At 60.1% G+C, this 15,438-nt stretch carries 13 protein-coding genes and 1 tRNA gene; 12 read left to right on the top strand and 2 right to left on the bottom strand.

The window, feature by feature from the left end; genetic code table 11:
* The 3 genes from JJ869_RS16815 to JJ869_RS16805 all read left to right on the top strand — a co-directional run.
* The coding region (locus JJ869_RS16815; protein WP_292268772.1) for a SulP family inorganic anion transporter at positions 1-1,392 on the top strand (1,392 nt) is incomplete at its 5' end.
* Between the two features lie 29 nt (positions 1,393-1,421).
* Positions 1,422-2,447 carry an SLAC1 anion channel family protein gene (locus tag JJ869_RS16810; protein ID WP_292268771.1) on the top strand — a complete coding sequence of 342 codons (1,026 nt, stop codon included), beginning with the start codon at positions 1,422-1,424 and terminating at the stop codon, positions 2,445-2,447.
* 265 nt (positions 2,448-2,712) lie between these two features.
* Positions 2,713-6,930: a Hint domain-containing protein gene (locus tag JJ869_RS16805; RefSeq protein ID WP_292268770.1), complete on the top strand. Its 4,218-nt coding sequence runs from the start codon at positions 2,713-2,715 to the stop codon at positions 6,928-6,930.
* Between the two features lie 89 nt (positions 6,931-7,019).
* On the opposite strand, the gene JJ869_RS16800 is transcribed toward JJ869_RS16805, so the two are convergent.
* Positions 7,020-8,042, bottom strand: coding sequence for a zinc ABC transporter substrate-binding protein (locus tag JJ869_RS16800; RefSeq protein WP_292268769.1), 1,023 nt, complete (start codon positions 8,040-8,042; stop codon positions 7,020-7,022).
* 56 nt (positions 8,043-8,098) lie between these two features.
* On the opposite strand from JJ869_RS16800, the gene JJ869_RS16795 reads away from it, so the two are divergent.
* From JJ869_RS16795 to JJ869_RS16785, 3 genes are read left to right on the top strand one after another with little or no spacing between them, the layout of a single operon-like run.
* A complete protein-coding gene (locus tag JJ869_RS16795; RefSeq protein ID WP_292268767.1) occupies positions 8,099-8,614 on the top strand; it encodes a transcriptional repressor in 516 nt (171 codons plus the stop codon).
* A complete protein-coding gene (locus tag JJ869_RS16790) occupies positions 8,611-9,387 on the top strand; it encodes an ATP-binding cassette domain-containing protein (RefSeq protein WP_292268766.1) in 777 nt (258 codons plus the stop codon). Before JJ869_RS16795 ends, JJ869_RS16790 begins: the two co-directional genes overlap by 4 nt.
* Positions 9,387-10,175: an iron chelate uptake ABC transporter family permease subunit gene (locus JJ869_RS16785; RefSeq protein WP_292268765.1), complete on the top strand. Its 789-nt coding sequence runs from the start codon at positions 9,387-9,389 to the stop codon at positions 10,173-10,175. Before JJ869_RS16790 ends, JJ869_RS16785 begins: the two co-directional genes overlap by 1 nt.
* A 71-nt stretch (positions 10,176-10,246) precedes the next feature.
* Here JJ869_RS16785 and JJ869_RS16780 read toward each other — a convergent pair.
* A tRNA-Ser gene (locus JJ869_RS16780) sits at positions 10,247-10,336 on the bottom strand.
* A 148-nt stretch (positions 10,337-10,484) separates the two neighbouring features.
* On the opposite strand from JJ869_RS16780, the gene JJ869_RS16775 reads away from it, so the two are divergent.
* The 6 genes from JJ869_RS16775 to proB all read left to right on the top strand — a co-directional run bounded on the left by JJ869_RS16775 (position 10,485) and on the right by proB (position 15,268).
* A complete protein-coding gene (locus JJ869_RS16775) occupies positions 10,485-11,306 on the top strand; it encodes a DUF2059 domain-containing protein (protein ID WP_292268763.1) in 822 nt (273 codons plus the stop codon).
* Between the two features lie 191 nt (positions 11,307-11,497).
* Entirely contained in the window at positions 11,498-12,148 is a 651-nt protein-coding gene (locus JJ869_RS16770; RefSeq protein WP_292268761.1) for a 50S ribosomal protein L21, read from the top strand.
* A 13-nt stretch (positions 12,149-12,161) separates the two neighbouring features.
* Positions 12,162-12,431 (top strand): 50S ribosomal protein L27, encoded by a 270-nt coding sequence (gene rpmA, locus JJ869_RS16765; protein WP_085631097.1) that lies wholly within the window; start codon positions 12,162-12,164, stop codon positions 12,429-12,431.
* Positions 12,432-12,540: 109 nt separating this feature from the next.
* Positions 12,541-13,086, top strand: coding sequence for a GNAT family N-acetyltransferase (locus JJ869_RS16760; RefSeq protein WP_292268758.1), 546 nt, complete (start codon positions 12,541-12,543; stop codon positions 13,084-13,086).
* Between the two features lie 53 nt (positions 13,087-13,139).
* Complete coding sequence (gene obgE, locus JJ869_RS16755; protein ID WP_292268756.1) at positions 13,140-14,174, top strand: GTPase ObgE; 1,035 nt, start codon at positions 13,140-13,142, stop codon at positions 14,172-14,174.
* Positions 14,162-15,268 (top strand): glutamate 5-kinase, encoded by a 1,107-nt coding sequence (gene proB / locus JJ869_RS16750; protein ID WP_292268755.1) that lies wholly within the window; start codon positions 14,162-14,164, stop codon positions 15,266-15,268. Before obgE ends, proB begins: the two co-directional genes overlap by 13 nt.
* Positions 15,269-15,438: the final 170 nt, after the last annotated feature.

Raw genomic sequence — 15,438 nt, 5'->3', positions numbered from 1 at the left:
CTCGTGCTTTTGGGGGTGTTGCGGCTTGGCTTTCTGGCGAACTTCCTCAGCCATCCGGTGATCGCGGGGTTCATCACCGCGTCGGGCATCCTGATCGCGTTCAGCCAGTTGAAGCACCTCTTGGGCGTGTCAGCACATGGGCACACCTTGCCCGAACTCCTGCTGTCGATCTTCGAGCATTTGGATCAGACCAACCTCATCACCGTGATCATCGGCGTTTCTGCGACGGCATTCCTGTTCTGGGTCCGCAAAGGATTGAAGCCGATGTTGCGGCGTCTTGGTGCCTCGCCGAAACTGGCGGATGTGCTGACAAAAGCCGGTCCGGTGGCAGCTGTTGCCGTGACCACAATCTCGGTCTGGCTGTTTGGCCTGAACGATAAGGGTGTGAAAATCGTGGGCGACGTGCCGCAGGGGCTGCCGCCGTTCACCTTGCCGGGGTTGTCGCCGGACCTGATTGGTCAATTGCTGATGCCCGCCATCCTGATTTCAATCATTGGCTTTGTGGAGTCAGTGTCGGTGGCGCAAACCCTTGCCGCGAAAAAGCGTCAGCGGATCGACCCGGATCAGGAATTGATCGGGCTGGGGGCCGCCAATATCGGCGCGGCGTTCACGGGCGGCTATCCCGTCACCGGCGGGTTTGCGCGGTCGGTCGTCAATTACGACGCCGGTGCCGAAACACCCGCTGCGGGCGCTTACACGGCAGTCGGTCTGGCCATCGCTGCTGTCGCGCTGACGCCGCTTGTCTATTACCTCCCCAATGCGACACTGGCCGCAACCATCGTTGTGGCCGTTCTGAGCCTTGTCGATTTCTCGATCCTCAGAAAAACATGGGACTATTCCAAAGCCGATTTCGCCGCTGTCAGCGCCACGATCCTGCTCACCCTGACCATGGGCGTCGAGGTGGGGGTGGCCTCGGGCGTGGGCATTTCGATCCTGCTGCATCTCTACAAGACCTCGCGTCCGCACGTGGCCGAAGTCGGGCTTGTGCCGGGCACCCAGCATTTCCGCAATATCCACCGTCACAACGTGGAAACCGACCCGACCGTGCTGAGCCTGCGTGTAGATGAGAGCCTCTATTTCGTGAACGCGCGGTTCCTTGAAGACCTTGTGCAGGCGCGGGTATCCGAAGTCTGTGCGATCAAGAACGTGATCCTGATGTTCTCGGCGGTGAACGAGGTGGATTTCTCGGCGCTTGAAAGCCTTGAGGCGATCAACCAGCGTTTGACCGAACTGGGTATCGGCCTGCACCTGTCCGAAGTCAAAGGCCCGGTGATGGACCGGTTGAAAGCCACGCATTTCCTGCACGAGCTGAACGGACGGGTGTACCTGTCGCAATATGATGCGTGGCGCGCGATTGTGCCGCCTGCCGATACGGAAAAAGCGGCAGAGTAGTCAGACCACCACCGTCAGGAGACAGAGTGATGACCCAGACATCGACAGAGACCCCGATGCCGCACAATCGGCTTGAGCATTTCCCGGTAGCGTTCTTCAGCGCGGTGATGGGGTTGATGGGCACATCTCTGGCGGTCGAGGCGGCGGGGTTCAACACGGTTGGGCATGGAATTGCCGCCTTTGCGGCCGCGGTCTTTGCGACCCAGGCTGTCCTCTACATCATTAAGGCTGTCCGCTATCCCACCGCCGTGGCGGCCGAATGGAACCACCCGATCAAGCTTGCCTTCTTTCCGGCGATCAGCATATCGCTGCTTCTGGCGGCAATCGCCCTGCGCGGCTCCATGTCCGATTTGGCTGCGATCATCTGGGGGATCGGCGCTGTGGGGCAGGCGGTTCTGACACTGGCCATCGTGACAAGCTGGATCAGCCATCGCGGCTTTGGTGTGGGTCAGATGTCGCCTGCGTGGTTCATCCCGGCGGTCGGCAATGTGATTGCGCCGATTGCGGGTGTGCCCTTGGGGTTTGTGGAGGCGAGCTGGTATTTCTTCGCGATCGGCCTGCTGTTCTGGATCGTGCTGTTGACACTCGTATTCAACCGTTTGGTGTTCCACGATCCTTTGCCGGGAAAACTCCGCCCGACTTTGACCATCCTGATCGCGCCACCCGCGGTGGCTTTTCTTGCTTGGCTGCAACTGAATGGCGGGGTGCTCGATCCGTTGGCGCGTGTCCTCTACAATCTGGCGCTTTTCTTCACAGCTCTGGTGCTGCTTCAGGCGAGGGGGCTCTTGCGGCTTCCGTTTGCACTGTCCTTCTGGGCTCTGTCCTTCCCCATCGCGGCCATGACGATTGCGTCGTTCAGGTTCGGGGCTTTGTCCGGTGCTTCTGTGTTCACCGCGATTGGCTGGACTTTGCTGCTCTTGCTCACCGTCATCATTGCCGGGCTTGTGTGGCGGACCGGCTGGGCGGTGCGTCGCGACGAGATGTGCCAGCCGGAACAACGCTCTGCGGCTAGCGACGTCAGGCGCAGTGCTGAGTACGAAATCGACCGCAGGTAACGCGCCAGAGCTCTGTGCGCGTGCTTGTGCCTGCAGGCAACATCCCGCGCTCGGAAGCGTTTTTAAACATGGTGGCGTGACCGGCACTTGTGTCGAAAGAGGGCAATCTACCACTTTGGATAGTGCAGGTCGTCATACGCACATTTGACCGTACTGCCTCCGGCTAACAGACGGGAGGGGAGCAGAAAATAAAATTCAGATTTCCTTAAGACCGGGCGCTTAGGAACCGTTTGGTTCGATGAGCCCGGCTCCGGAGTCACGATAAATGGCAACCACATTCGACGTCATTTTCCTTGGCACCTTACCTCTGATTGACACGACTCAGGGTAACGAGATTGCTGAGAATGCGGCCGGTTTGCTGGGCAGCTACGGCACGGCAGCCAGCCCGCTGAGCGAGAATGTGCAGACGCTGTCGGCCAATTTTCTGGGCTTCGATGACAACGCGACCTACGACACGGACAACCGTGATCTGCTTGGGTTGATTGCAGAATACGACTCGTTTCGGATCAACGGCGGAACGGTACAAAACTTTGATGCGCTTTCGGTTTACGATGCAACCATCACCTATTTCGATGGTACAACCGCGACCATTTCGGCTGTCGTCTTTCAGGACGTTACCGGAAATACCTATCTTGCGCCTGAACTGGCGCTGAATGCCGACCAGGCCGCGCTCACGGCCAAGCCAATCACCTCGCTCAGTCTGAATTCCGTACTCGTTGACAATGGCGACATGGGAGCCGACCGGATTGCGGGTGATTTCAAGACCGTGGTCGATGGCACGATTGGTAGTGACACGATCACGCTCACATCCGGCTATGTCGATGCCGAAGGGGACGCCATCTCTACTGGGGATGACTTTGTTCTTGCCGGCGATGGCGACGATTTCGTCAATCCCGACGACGGGAATGACGTCGTTTACGGTGGCCTTGGAAACGATACGATCGACGGAGGAAACCAGAACGACACTCTCTATGGTGGCGATGGCGCAGACTCGATCATCGGTGGCAACGGGAATGACAGCATTCTCGGGGGCGACGGCGATGATCACCTTCAATCTGGCGCTGGCTCCGATACCGTGTTTGGCGATGCTGGAAATGACGTCATCGCCGTTTCGGATGATCACGACACCAATACGATTGATGGTGGATCGGGCTATGACCAACTGGTCTTTGCCACACCAACCAGCACGTCTGGCGTCACCGTCACCTGGACCGGGGAGGGCGCGGGCACCTACGATTTCAACACGACGACATCCACCGGCACCTTCACCTCGATCGAACAATCGTCGGGCACACTTTATGCCGACACCTACGATGCGTCGGACACCTCCACTGGTGTCGCCGTTTTTTCGCTTGACGGCGATGATACACTCATCGGCGGTTCTGGTGCAGATTGGCTTTACACGGACGCTGGCAACGACTCTGTCCATGCTGGTGCCGGGGCTGACACGATTGATGGCGGCGCAGGTGCTGACTACCTCAAGGGACAAGCCGGGAACGACAGCATTGTCGGTGGAAGCGGTGCGGACACGCTGACCGGCGATGCCGGGGCCGACACGCTCGACGGGGGTCTGGACAACGATTATGTGACCGGTGGCAGCGGCTCGGACAGTTTGCTTGGCGGCGGCGGGGACGACACCATCCGCGGCGACAACATGTGGTTCGCTCTTTCGGATTACCCGTCGACGGCGGGTACCGCGACCAATCTGACAGTGACGAATACGGCCGAAGGCCCAATCGAGCTTTGGTACATCAACACCAGCGGCGTGCTTGAATTCAGGCAAAGCATCGCGTCGGGTCAGACCGTCAATCAGGCCGCGACGACCGGTGACAATTTTGTGCTGCGCGCACCCGGTGGCTGGTATCTCGAACTCATCGAAGGGGGCAATCAAACCGTCGTTTACGGTGCAGACGGGTTGAACGACACAATCGATGGCGGTGCGGGCAACGACATCATCTATGGCGAATTCGGGGATGACAGTATCGCCGGTGGTGCCGGTGCTGATACCATCGACGGCGGCTATGGCGACGACACAATCCTTGGCGGCACCGGCAATGACAGCCTGACCGGCGCAGATGGGTCGGACCTTTTCATCGTTCAGGATGCGTTTGGACAAGACACCATCATCGGCGGCGAAGGGGCCGTCGATCTGGATACCATCGACCTGACCGCAGTCACCACACCGGTCACGGTCACATATACCGGCAACGAGGCCGGAACGATCACCGACGGCACTAACACGATCACATTCAGCCAGATCGAACACCTGATCCTCACCGAAGGTGCGGATTTCGTTGATCCGGTTGCCGATGGCGTCGGCGCGTGGATCGAAGGCCGCGGCGGCGATGACACGATCCTTGGCGGTCAGGGCAACGACACGATCGATGGTGGTGACGGCAACGATTACCTCGAAGATCTGACGGGCGACGACACCATCCTCGGTGGTGCAGGAGAGGACTACCTCAAGGTCGGCCGAGGCAACAATCTGGCCGTTGGCGGTGACGGGGCCGACACGATCTTTGCGATTGAGGGCGGCGCTGACACGCTGGACGGAGGGGCGGACGCGGACTTCTTCGACATCCGCACCCTTGGCAATGTGGTCATCACGGGTGGTGAAACGACAACCGCAGGCGGCCGTGATGTTGACCGGGTCGACATCGGGCCCGACACTGCCGCGCTTACGGTCAACATCACGGGGGCCGAAGCCGGAACCATCAGCGATGGCATCAGCACGATCACGTTCACGGGTATCGAAGAGCTGGATCTTGGCAGCGGCAATGACACGGTCAATGGCGGGTTCGATACGGTTGGCCTCATCATTGACGGGGACGACGGGAATGACGTTTTCAACCTGTCGAATACGTCAGGCGCGAACGTTCTGGACGGGCAGGGCGGAAACGATAACATCTTCTCGGGGAGCGGCAACGATACGATCTTTGGGGGGTCGGGAAGCGACCGGATTGAAGGCGGCGGAGGCAATGACAGCCTGTCCGGCGGTGGCGACAATGACACCATCCTCGGCGGCAGTGGAAATGACACGCTGGACGGTGTTCAGGGCGATGACAGTCTTGATGGTGGGGCCGGCGATGACCTGATTTTCGGGGGCGACGGCAACGACACTCTGGTCGCAGGCAACAACACGGGTGCTGGCGACACACTTGTCGGTGGCAACGGCGACGATCTGCTGATCGACAGCTTCTGGAATGCAACGCTTGATGGCGGCGACGGGTCGGACACCATCGAGGTGGGCTATGGACAGGCCACCGTGATCGGTGGCGAAGATATCGATGGCACGGATGTCGACCGCTTGTCCTTTGTCCTCTCGAATGACGCGGCCACGGTCGTGTTCAACGGCAATGAGGCGGGCATTTACTCGGATTCTGACGGCGATGGCGGCACATTTGCCCAGATTGAAGAGGTCTATGGGTCTGGCCAGGCTGACAGCATTGATGCTGCGCTGGATAACAGCGGTCTGTCACTGGCCGGTTTGGCTGGCAATGACACCCTCATTGGCGGCTCGGGGGCTGACACGCTTCAAGGTGGTGCGGACAATGACAGTCTGACCGGGGGCGATGGAGACGACCTGTTCATCGTCGTCCCGGGCGATGGTCTGGACACCATCAGTGACTTCAACAGTGGAAATACCGGCGCACTGGGTGACGCGGACGCAACCAACAACGACTACATCGACCTGACCAGCTATTATGACACCATATTCGAGGTGTGGGCGGATCAGGCCGACGACGGGATCCTGAACCAATCCAACACCACCGACACCAAAGGCAACACGACCGATTATTCGAACAACAGCCAGTTCGTGTCCGGTCAGGGCATTGTCTTTAGAGGTGCCTCAGCGGACAACAGTTTCTTTACGACTGACAATACAGGCGTCGTCTGTTTCGCCCGAGGGACATTGATCCTGACAACGCAGGGCGAGGTTCCACTCGAACGTCTGTCACCCGGAGCGATGATCGTCACGCGTGACAACGGCCCGCAGCCATTGGTCTGGGTGGCGTCCCGAAAGCTTGGCAGGGCCGACCTCACACGTGCGCCCAAACTGCGCCCGATCCGTCTTGCGCCGGACCTGATCGGTGCACATGCGCCCTTGATCATGTCGCCGCAGCATGCGGTTCTGTTCCGAACCGAAGACGGTGACGAACAACTGGTGCGGGCAACGCATCTCGCGAAGATGCGCGGTGGCAAGGCGCGGGTCATGCAGGGCTGTCGGGCTGTCAGCTATTTCCACCTCGCGTTCGGGGCGCATCAGATCATCTTTGCCAACGGTGCCGCCACCGAGAGCTTTTATCCCGGTCCTCAGGCCGTCAGTGCGCTGACCGCCGAGGCACGGCAGGAAATCTCCGCGCTTTTTCCCGATCTTGTGCCTGCGCGTGCCAAAGACACCTACTGTGCACAAGCCCGGCAAATCACACGTTTCTGTGACTTGCCCGACCATTTGGGGGCACTTGCGCAGGCGCGGTGGTAATCCACGGCATTAGCGCGACTGGCCGCTTCATCCGAAATGAGCGTCCGTCTGAACTGTCTCGTGACGGGTTTCCCTTTCGGGAGGCGCGCTCAAAGGCAATCGGCCAAGGCAACCGCCAGATTGCGCAGAACCGCACCATACAGATCGGAACCCGGTTCAAGATCGGACCCCAGCGGATCGAGAACTCCTGTGCGCGCCTCAGAGCCATCCATCACAGCCGCCACGATCTTCGGATCGAATTGAGGTTCAGACAGCACGCAGGTCACATCCTGTTCCTTCACCCTCGCCTGGATCGCGGCAATGCGGGCAGGGCTGGGATCCGTCGCATCCGAAATCGAGATCGCACCAGAGGCTGGCAATCCGAAAGACGTTTCGAAGTACTGGTAGGCATCGTGGAACACGATGAAGTTCCGCCCGCGTACCGGATCGAGGATAGTGTTGATCTCTGTTATCAGAGTGTCCAACTCTTCTTTGGCCGCAGCGGCGTTGGCGTAATATGTTCCGGCATTGTCAGGATCGGCGGCGGACAATTGTGCCGCGATTGCATTCAACCAGACCGCCCCATTGTCGGGGGACAGCCAGGCATGGGGGTCGTGAGCACCATGCCCGTGGTCGTGCCCATGATCGTCGTGGGCTTTTTCGTCATGGTCATGGTCATGGTCATGAGCGTCCTCATGCCCGTGATCGTCGCCGTGCCCGTGATCTTCGTCATGGTCATGCGCGTCGTCTTCCGCATGGGAATGCGCTTCGAACAATACGCTTTCGCGGAAGGGCAGTTCGGTTGTTCCATCGACCTCCATCAAGGCGGTGACCGAGGCATTCGCTGCCAGCGTCTGGATCGCGTCATTCATCCATGGTGTCAGGTCTGGTCCGATCCAGAAAACGAGATCCGACGCCTGAAGCGCCGAAGCTTCGGACGGTCGCAGGGAGTATTCATGCGGTGTCGCCCCAGGAGGTACGATCAGCGCAGGTTCCCCAACACCCTGCATCACCCGCGATACAAGGGAATGCACCGGCGCGATGTCGGCCGCAACCTTGGGCACGTCTGCCCAAGCTGCGCCGCCGAGCAGGGCCGATGACGCCGTCAGAGACAACAAGAGGTTTCTGGACATGTGCGACTCCATGTGATTTTATAACGTTACGGATCGGATACAGGAAATGTAATAACATGACAAGTGGCGAAAGGACGGCAAAGACGCCGAGCGATCCCGTGGGATTCGAAACCCACGATCATGCAGGGTGTATCTCATCCGCCCTTGCCGCTGCGGAGACCTATTGTGCCACCGAGGGGCTGCGATTTACGCCCGTGCGCAGGCAGGCACTCGAGATCCTGTTGCAAGAGCATCGTGCCGTCGGCGCCTATGAAATGCTCGATCGGCTTCGCGATGCCGGGTTCGGGTCGCAGCCGCCTGTTGCCTACCGGGCTTTGGAATTTCTGGTCGCCAACGGATTTGCTCACAAGATCGAACGCCTGAACGCCTTCATCGCCTGCGCCCATCCTGGAGCGGTACACTCGCCAGCTTTCATGATTTGCCGGATGTGCCAATCGGTGGCCGAGGCCCAATCCGCTCCGTCGCGTGGTGCGTTGGGCGATGCAGCCCGCGCTGCTGGTTTCCAGATCGAACGTACTGTGGTCGAAGCCGAGGGCATCTGCCCAAGCTGCGCGGAAAAGGTTGAAGCATGAGCCTGGTCTCACTGGACCGTATCAGCGTTGGTTACGGGGCCAACACCGTGTTGCGCAACGTGTCCCTGTCAATCGAACCCGGCGAGATCGTGACAATTGTCGGCCCGAACGGGTCGGGAAAGACCACTTTGTTGCGGGCGCTGATCGGCGCGGTGCGTCCGGATTCCGGCCAAATCCGGCGTAAGCCCGGCTTGCGCATCGGGTATGTTCCGCAAAAACTGCATATTGATCCGACGCTCCCGATCACGGTTGAACGGTTCCTTCGGTTGCCGGGCGGCCATGGCAAGGCGGACTGTGCTCTTGCTTTGGAAGAGGCAGGAGTTCCGGACCTGTCGGAGCGCCAGATGTCGGGATTGTCCGGTGGTCAATTCCAGCGTGTCCTTCTTGCTCGTGCCCTGATCGACAAGCCGGATCTGCTGCTTCTCGACGAAGCGACCCAGGGCCTTGATCAGCCCGGCTCGGCAGCCTTCTATCTCCAGATCGAACGGGTTCGGCACCGCACCGGCTGTGCCATCCTGATGATCAGCCACGAATTGCACGTGGTGATGAGCGCATCAGACCGCGTCGTGTGCCTTAACGGGCATGTCTGTTGCGAGGGCACACCCGAGATCGTGTCTGCAGCACCTGAATACCGGGCTTTGTTCGGCACTGGCACCGGGGGCGCTTTGGCACTCTATCGTCACGAGCACGACCACGCGCATGACGAGGCCTGCGAGCACGACCATGATCACGCACATCACGACCATAAGAAAAAGACCGAGGCCGCTGAATAATGCTCGATGATTTCATGACCCGCGCCGTTCTCGCCGGAACGGGTGTGGCATTTGCGGCGGCTCCCTTGGGCAGTTTTGTTGTCTGGCGGCGGATGGCCTATTTCGGTGATGCCACGGCGCATGCCGCGATTCTGGGCGTGGCCTTGTCGCTTGCGTTGCAGATGTCGATCTTCGCGGGTGCGATGGCCGTGGCCCTTGCCATGGCGCTGGCTGTGACGATGTTGTCCGGGCGCGGCTATGCGATGGACACGCTGCTTGGCGTTCTGGCCCATTCCGCGCTGGCCTTTGGCCTTGTCGCGGTCTCCTTCCTGTCCGGCATCCGGATTGACCTGATGGCCTATCTTTTTGGCGACATCCTTGCGGTGTCACGCGCCGATCTTGCGGTCATCTGGGGCGGCGCGGCAATGGTGGTGGTGCTGATGGCATGGCGCTGGTCGGCTTTGCTCACTGCAACGCTCAGCGAGGAGCTGGCCTACGCCAGTGGAATAGACCCCCGGCGTGAGCAGTTGTTCCTGACGCTGGCTCTCGCGATCACGGTCGCTGTGGCGATCAAGGTCGTCGGGGTCCTGTTGATTGCCGCGATGCTGATCATCCCCGCGGCAGCCGCGCGCCCCGTGTCTCGCACACCCGAACAGATGGCTGTCGCGGCGGCGGTCATAGGCGCTGTATCGGCTGTTGTGGGGCTGCAATCAGCCTACGTGTTCGACACTCCGGCAGGTCCGTCCATCGTCTGTGTCGCTGCCTTGACGTTTCTGGCAACAAGCCTGCTAAGAAACCTTCGCGCCTGAGCGCGTATGCAGGGCTCATCAGGGCGGTTCACACCCAATTTTGGCCAAATACACCAACCTTTAAGGATGATTGGCGGAGAGACAGGGATTCGAACCCTGGGTGGACTTGCGCCCACAACGGTTTTCGAGACCGCCCCGTTCGACCACTCCGGCACCTCTCCGCGGGGATCTGGAGCGCCGTTTAGCTTTTGCGCCTGACGGGCGCAACCTCTATTTCGCATGAACTGTACATGTCTGTGATCGTTGGCGTGGGTTGGAAAACTTCGTCACGCAGCATAGGTATGAATGCAACAGGTAAGGAGGGCTGAAATGATCGGGACGATGTTGCGGACTGCGGCGACCGGGGTGGCGCTGATTGCATGGTCCGTGCCCGCATGGGCCACTCCTACGAACGACTTGCTGAATGCGCTTGGTGTGCCGCAGATCGTCGATATCATGCGGGAAGAAGGGGTCGAATACGGCGAAACCCTTGCGACCAACATGGTCCCCAGCGGGGTCACGGCAGGTTGGATCGCGACGGTCGACCGTATCTACGACGAAGACCGCATGCTGGCCACCGTTCAGAAGGTGTTTGCCAAAGAGTTCGGCGACGCCGATACTGCGCCGCTGCTGGACTTCTTCGGGTCTCAAACCGGCCAACAGATTGTCAGTCTCGAGCTGAGCGCGCGCAACGCCATGCGCGAGGATGAAATTGAGGATGCGGCCCGTGCTGCGTTTCTTGACCTTGAGGGCACCGATTCCGCACCGCTTGCCGCGATCACGGACTTCGTCGAAACCAACGACCTGATTGAGGCCAATCTCGTCGGAGCGCTGAACGCAAATTACATGTTCTATCTCGGTCTTGTGGACGGTGGCGCGCTCAACATGAGCGAGGCGGATATCCTTACCGAAGTGTGGTCCGCCGAAGAGGAAACCCGCGCCGATACGCGTGAATGGGTCTTTGCCTTTTTGCTGATGGCCTATCGCCCGCTCGAAGATGGTGTTGTCGAGGACTATACCGAGCTGTCCCGGACCGAAGCTGGTCGTGCGCTGAACCGGGCCTTGTTTGCCGGTTTCAACAAGATGTATGACGACATTTCCTACGCCCTTGGCATGGCCGTGGCGCGGCAGATGCAGGTGCAGGAACTCTAGGCGCGAAACGCGTTGACAAATGCGGCACGGGATTCCATAAGCCGCCCACACGAAAGTCGGGGCTTCGGTCCCGCCTTTTGTTTTTGATGATAACGATGTCCCTGACGGGGCACGCAGTTCGAGGCGGGTCCAGAGACCCAAAAACTCCGCCAAGCGGGGCCACAGGACGCGGGTGACAAAGGAAGAACACGATGTTCGCGGTGATGAAAACCGGCGGCAAGCAGTACAAAGTCCAGTCGGGCGATATTCTGCGTGTCGAAAAACTGGCTGCCGATGCAGGCGAGAAAATCCAGTTCAATGAAATTCTGATGCTCGGTGGCGACACGGTTGTTGTCGGTGCGCCTCTGGTGAGCGGTGCCGCCGTTCAGGCCGAGGTTGTCGATCAGGTGAAGGCCGACAAGGTCATCAACTTCGTCAAGCGCCGCCGGAAGCACAGCTCCAAGCGGACCCGTGGCCACCGTCAGAAACTGACGCTGGTGCGCGTTCTCGACATCCTCGCCTCTGGCGCGGACAAGTCGGGTGTGAAAGCTGCTGTGGGCGCAGGCTCTGTCGCGGGCGTGGCTGTTGCCGCTGCCGCGCCGAAGAAAGCCGCTGCTCCGAAAGCCGAAAAGGCTGCTGACGCGCCCAAGGCAGCCGCCGCTGGCGCGGACGACCTCAAGCTGCTCTCGGGCGTTGGCCCCGCACTTGAGAAAAAGCTGCACGAAGCAGGGGTTACAACCTTTGCTCAGATCGCAGCATGGACAGACGCAGACGTCGAAGAATTCGGCGAAAAGCTTTCGTTCAAAGGCCGGATCGAGCGTGAAGGCTGGTTCGAACAGGCCAAAGAACTGGCATCGAAGTAAGGAGACCTGACCCATGGCACATAAAAAAGCAGGCGGTTCATCCCGCAACGGTCGCGACTCTGCCGGACGCCGTCTTGGCGTCAAACTCTACGGTGGCCAGTCCGCGATCCCTGGAAACATCATCGTGCGTCAGCGCGGCACTAAATTCTGGCCGGGCAATGGCGTTGGTATGGGCAAAGATCACACGATCTTCGCAACTGTCGACGGCAACGTGACGTTCCACAAAGGCCTCAAGGGCCGCACCTTTATTTCGGTCCTGCCAACGGCGGAGGCCGCTGAGTAAGCCGACCTAAAGGGTTTTGGAAAAAACTGGGGGGATCGGCAAAGTTGCCGGTCCCTCTTTCCGTTTCCGGACGGGGGCCTGCCCAGTATCTGCGATGAGGAGAGAGCAGATGAACGTGGAGACCATCCTGCATGTAAACCAGCCTGTCGTTCAGACAGATCGGTTCTGCTTGCGTCCGCTTCAACCGTCCGATGTCGGGTTGATCGAACATTATGCCAGCGACAAACGCGTTGCGTTCATGACGACTTCGATCCCGCATCCGCTGCCACCGGGCGCGGCAGAGGCGTTTGTCGACCGGAGCCTCTCGGCGAAGCGCGATGAGGACGTCTGGGCGATTGACGGCATCGCGTTTGGCGGGGCGGAAGTCATGGGTCTGATCTCGCTCCAGCGGATGGATCGAAACCAGTCCGAAGTCGGATATTGGGTGGCGCCGCCGTTCTGGAACACCGGTCTCGCATCGGAAGCGGTCGAGGCCCTTGTGACGGCAAACCCCCTTGGCAACGAAACCATGTTTGCCAGCGTGTTTCAGGACAATCCGGCTTCGGCCCGCGTTCTGACGCATTGCGGCTTTGAATATATCGGCGACGCGGAATCCTTCTCTGTCGCGAGAAACACAACGGTCAAAACCTGGACCTATCTTAAACGTATGGGCTGACGCGCGGTCGCAAACCGGATAGACCGCGCACAGGCTCGAACAAAGGCTAACACATGAAGTTCCTCGACCTCTGCAAAGTCTATGTCCGCTCAGGCGCGGGCGGGAATGGTTGCATCAGTTTCCGTCGCGAAAAATTCATCGAATTCGGTGGTCCCGATGGCGGCGATGGCGGCTGCGGTGGCGATGTCTGGGCCGAGGCGGTTGACGGGCTGAACACGCTGATCGATTTCCGTTACCAGCAGCATTTCTTTGCCGACAATGGCCGCCCCGGCGCCGGGCGGCAGCGCACGGGGGCTGACGGTGCGGACATCGTTCTCAAGGTGCCGGTCGGGACCGAAATCCTTGACGAGGATGAAGACACTGTCATTGCTGACATGACCGAACTTGGCCAGCGTGTTCTTCTGGCCAAGGGGGGCAATGGTGGCTGGGGCAACCTGCACTTCAAGACATCGACCAACCAGGCTCCGCGCCGCGCCAATCCAGGGCAGGAAGGCGTGGAACGCACGCTCTGGCTGCGGCTCAAACTGATCGCGGATGTGGGTCTTTTGGGCCTGCCGAATGCCGGCAAATCCACTTTCCTTGCCGCGACATCGAACGCACGGCCGAAAGTGGCGGATTATCCGTTCACGACGCTGCATCCCAATCTTGGTGTGGTGGGGGTCGATGATGCCGAATTCGTCGTGGCCGACATTCCCGGACTGATCGAGGGCGCCCATGAGGGTAGGGGGCTCGGTGACCTGTTTCTTGGTCATGTGGAACGCTGCGCCGCGCTTCTGCACCTTGTCGATGGCACCTCCGGCACGCTGCTCGAGGATTATCAGACCATCATCGACGAAATCGAAGCCTATGGCGAAGGTCTGGCCGACAAACCCCGGATCACCGCGCTGAACAAGATCGACGCGTTGGACGATGAAGAACGCGCATTCCTCAAGGAAGAGCTGGAACGCAAAGCCGGTCACGAGGTTACGCTGATGTCCGGCGTGTCCAAGGAAGGCCTGACCGAGGTGCTGCGCGCCCTGCGCAAATACGTCAAGACAACCCGCACCCGCGAACACCTGAGCGAGGAGGCCGAATCGTGGCAGCCCTAGGCGATGCGCGCCGACTGGTCGTCAAAATCGGATCGGCGCTTCTGGTCGATAAAGCCAAGGGCACCTTGCGCCGTGACTGGCTGATCTCGCTTGCGGAAGATGTGGCGCGGATCAAGGCACGCGGCACGGATGTGATCCTTGTCTCCTCTGGCTCCATCGCCTTGGGGCGGGGTGTGCTTGGACTGCCGCTGACCGTGCTGCCGCTGGAACAATCGCAGGCCGCTGCTGCTGTCGGACAAATCCGTCTCGCCCGTGCCTATGAAGAGGTGCTTGACCCGCACGGTCTGACCACCGCGCAGGTGCTGGTCACGCTGGAAGACAGCGCCGACCGTCGCCGCTATCTCAACAGCCGCGCCACGCTGGAAACCCTGATCGGCTTTGGCGTGATCCCGATCGTGAACGAGAATGACACCGTCGCCACCGACGAGATCCGCTATGGCGACAATGATCGACTGGCCGCACAGGTTGCCGCGACCGTTGGGGCGGACCAATTGGTGTTGCTGTCGGATGTAGATGGCTTCTACAGCGCCAACCCGCATGTTGACCCGACTGCCGAGTACTTCCCGGTGATCGACGCCATCACCCCCGAGATCGAGGCGATGGCAGGCGATGCCGGTTCGGGCCTGTCCAAGGGCGGGATGAAGACCAAGCTGATGGCGGCCAAGACCGCGACTGCGTCGGGCTGTGCCATGGCGATCACCGAAGGCTCGCGCCTGCATCCTCTGAAGGCTTTGGAAGAGGGTACCCGCGCCACGTGGTTCACGCCGCAGCTTGATCCGCACGCGGCGCGCAAACGCTGGATTCTCGCGATGAAACCGCAGGGCGCGCTTACCATCGACGATGGTGCGGCCCGCGCGCTTCAGCGCGGCACGTCGTTGCTGCCGCCGGGCATCGTTGCCGTCACTGGCAGCTTTGGTCGCGGCGATCCGGTGACCATCCGGGATGCCACCGGGCGCGAATTGGGCATGGGCCTCAGCCGCTACACCGCGACCGAAGCGCAGGCGATCAAAGGCCACAACTCGGCCGAGATCGAGGAAATTCTGGGCTATCCAGGCCGCGCCGTGGTAATACATCGCGACGATATGGCGATCTGATCTGCATCTTCTCTTTTCAAATACGCACTTGCGACCTCTTCAAAGGCTGTACCGATGAAAGATTTCACAGACATCCCCGCTCTTATGCACGACATCGGTGTTCGCGCCAAGGCAGCCTCACGGGAACTGGCCTTTGCGTCAGCGGAGCGCAAGCACGCAGCGCTGATCGG

Source organism: Marivita sp., assembly GCF_017643905.1.
Taxonomy (GTDB): Bacteria; Pseudomonadota; Alphaproteobacteria; order Rhodobacterales; family Rhodobacteraceae; genus Marivita.
The sequence above is the reverse complement of the archived record's forward strand: the minus strand, read 5'-3'. Positions and strand labels throughout refer to the sequence as shown.

Excerpts from the sequence above, each read along its gene's own strand:
- JJ869_RS16800 (WP_292268769.1), bottom strand. The coding sequence starts at position 8,042 with ATGTCCAGAAACCTCTTGTTGTCTCTGACGGCGTCATCGGCCCTGCTC.
- JJ869_RS16805 (WP_292268770.1), top strand. The coding sequence starts at position 2,713 with ATGGCAACCACATTCGACGTCATTTTCCTTGGCACCTTACCTCTGATT.
- JJ869_RS16760 (WP_292268758.1), top strand. The coding sequence starts at position 12,541 with ATGAACGTGGAGACCATCCTGCATGTAAACCAGCCTGTCGTTCAGACA.
- JJ869_RS16810 (WP_292268771.1), top strand. The coding sequence starts at position 1,422 with ATGACCCAGACATCGACAGAGACCCCGATGCCGCACAATCGGCTTGAG.
- obgE (WP_292268756.1), top strand. The coding sequence starts at position 13,140 with ATGAAGTTCCTCGACCTCTGCAAAGTCTATGTCCGCTCAGGCGCGGGC.
- JJ869_RS16770 (WP_292268761.1), top strand. The coding sequence starts at position 11,498 with ATGTTCGCGGTGATGAAAACCGGCGGCAAGCAGTACAAAGTCCAGTCG.
- JJ869_RS16785 (WP_292268765.1), top strand. The coding sequence starts at position 9,387 with ATGCTCGATGATTTCATGACCCGCGCCGTTCTCGCCGGAACGGGTGTG.
- JJ869_RS16790 (WP_292268766.1), top strand. The coding sequence starts at position 8,611 with ATGAGCCTGGTCTCACTGGACCGTATCAGCGTTGGTTACGGGGCCAAC.
- JJ869_RS16775 (WP_292268763.1), top strand. The coding sequence starts at position 10,485 with ATGATCGGGACGATGTTGCGGACTGCGGCGACCGGGGTGGCGCTGATT.
- rpmA (WP_085631097.1), top strand. The coding sequence starts at position 12,162 with ATGGCACATAAAAAAGCAGGCGGTTCATCCCGCAACGGTCGCGACTCT.
- JJ869_RS16795 (WP_292268767.1), top strand. The coding sequence starts at position 8,099 with ATGACAAGTGGCGAAAGGACGGCAAAGACGCCGAGCGATCCCGTGGGA.